Below are 1,889 nucleotides of genomic sequence, written 5' to 3'. Positions count from 1 at the left end.
TTCCGCCTTTGCCCTGAGCCAGCAACCCGCCCGCGACGCCATTTTACAGGCCTTCGACCGAGCCGCCCAGCAAGGCATTCCGGTTTCGGTTGACTGGAATTACTCCGAGAAAATCTGGACGAAGCCCGAGGAAGCCTGCCAGACGCTCGAAAAGCTACAAACGTTGAACCCTCTATTCAAATTCAGTCTTGACGATGTCAATCGTATGAAGGGCGAATCTTTGAACATTGAACAGGCAAAGGCTTATTTGTCCACCTTACAGTCCAGCGTGACGTGTCTGACCTGCGGCGGGGATGGGGTTTGGTACAAAGCAACTCAGGAAGACTGGCAATTCCGGCCCGCTCAGGTAATTACGGATATCAAAGATGCGACGGGGGCGGGCGATGCTTTCTGGTCGGGTTTCGTCCGGGCCTATTTGGGACAAAGTTCCCTGGCGGTCTGTGTCGAGCAGGGTATTCAGACCGCCTCCCAGCGATTAAAAGGTCTGCTTTAAGTGAAGTAAGCTAATGTATTATGCTAAAATTTATTTATTTTGCACTATTTTTCACTAATGAAATTCCTTTCGCTGGAAACGGTTCTTACCCATAGTTACGGGTAAAATAAGCCGTAGCTACCTGAGTCATGAAGGCTGAACCTACCACACTTCGCAAACTTTCCGAACTTTTAGGACTCAGTATCAGCACMGTATCCCGGGCCCTTAAAAACCACCCGGATATTTCCGAAGCTACCAAAAAGAAAGTCTGGGAATTGTCAGCCGAACTCGACTACGAACCCAATACCTACGCCGTTAACTTGAGGACCAATCAGAGCAAATCTCTTTGGAGTGATGGTCCCTTCCATCTCCAGTTACTTTTATAATTTCTTTCTGGCTTCGCTGGAAGAAGAAGTAAAAAAACAGGGCTACTCGCTGCTGATTTTACAGTCCGGAGACGATCCGGTCATGGAGTTATTTAATCTGAAGGTATGCAAGGAAAACCGCGTAGCCGGAATCTTTGCTTCCCTGACGTCCGAAACTAAAGACATCAGTGCCTTTCTCAAACTGGCCGAACATTCCATTCCGGTACTCTTTTTCGACAAGGTTCCTACCTGGGAGCCTTGCCTGAAGGTTTGTCTGGCCGATGAACAGGCGGCTCGTCTGGCGGCTCAGGCACTCATTGCCCGGAAAAAGCAGCGGGTGCTGGCCTTGTTTGGGCACCATAACATGTCCATTTCCGTGATTCGCCGACAGGCGTTTCTCGATGAACTGGAGAGCCACGGCGTAGCTATCAGGCTCTGGAAGTCACCAGTCCGACGCACGCCCATCAGCAAACGTATCAGGTGCTTACTTCGGACCCGTCTTTTGATGCGATTTTTTCCATGAGCGACGAAATTCTGCTGGGCGTACTGAAGGCCGTTCAGCAATCGGGTGTTCAGGTTCCGGCTCAGGTAGGGATCATTGCAATCAGCGACGGCACCATTCCCCAGAATTATTATCCCGAAGTTTCTTACGTAGAAACCAGTGGCCGCAAGCTGGGAAAACAGGCCATTACCGCCATGTTCGAATGCATGCATTATGGACTGTCCGCCCGGCAGTGGATGGTTGAATCCGTGTATGTACCCGGCGGAACGCTGTAACGGATCATCACTTCATCCAGTCCTGTTGCTTTAATAACGCTTCGTTGGCAGGCAGATCGTACTGGTCAGCCCAAAAGTATTCTCTGATCGCACAACCTGCACCTTGCCAAAGACACGACCATGGCCCAGTATAAAGCCATGGGTTTTTATCTGTACCACCATTACGGCTCCCGATACTAGGTCATTGGCTTTGATACGTACAGCGGCCGTGTACGTATGCTGAACGAGGGCACCTTTGAAAATCAGGCCTTTACGGGAGACTGCTCATACGTTCT

Annotated in this window: 4 protein-coding genes; all 4 read left to right on the top strand. The window is 50.3% G+C overall.

Annotation, left to right across the window (positions count from 1 at the left end; genetic code table 11):
• Window positions 1–493: carbohydrate kinase family protein (locus tag BWI97_RS26915; protein WP_233208094.1), on the top strand; the 493-nt coding region annotated here is incomplete at its 5' end.
• Window positions 494–621: 128 nt separating this feature from the next.
• Window positions 622–858 carry a LacI family DNA-binding transcriptional regulator gene (locus BWI97_RS26910; protein ID WP_102203480.1) on the top strand — a complete coding sequence of 79 codons (237 nt, stop codon included), beginning with the start codon at window positions 622–624 and terminating at the stop codon, window positions 856–858.
• Window positions 827–1,360, top strand: a complete 534-nt coding sequence (locus tag BWI97_RS26905) for a LacI family transcriptional regulator (protein ID WP_102203479.1) — start codon at window positions 827–829, stop codon at window positions 1,358–1,360. Before BWI97_RS26910 ends, BWI97_RS26905 begins: the two co-directional genes overlap by 32 nt.
• Window positions 1,357–1,614, top strand: coding sequence for a substrate-binding domain-containing protein (locus tag BWI97_RS26900; protein WP_102203478.1), 258 nt, complete (start codon window positions 1,357–1,359; stop codon window positions 1,612–1,614). Before BWI97_RS26905 ends, BWI97_RS26900 begins: the two co-directional genes overlap by 4 nt.
• The last annotated feature ends 275 nt before the right edge of the window (window positions 1,615–1,889 follow it).

Source organism: Siphonobacter sp. BAB-5405, assembly GCF_002872335.1.
Taxonomy (GTDB): Bacteria; Bacteroidota; Bacteroidia; order Cytophagales; family Spirosomataceae; genus Siphonobacter.
The sequence above is the reverse complement of the archived record's forward strand: the minus strand, read 5'-3'. Positions and strand labels throughout refer to the sequence as shown.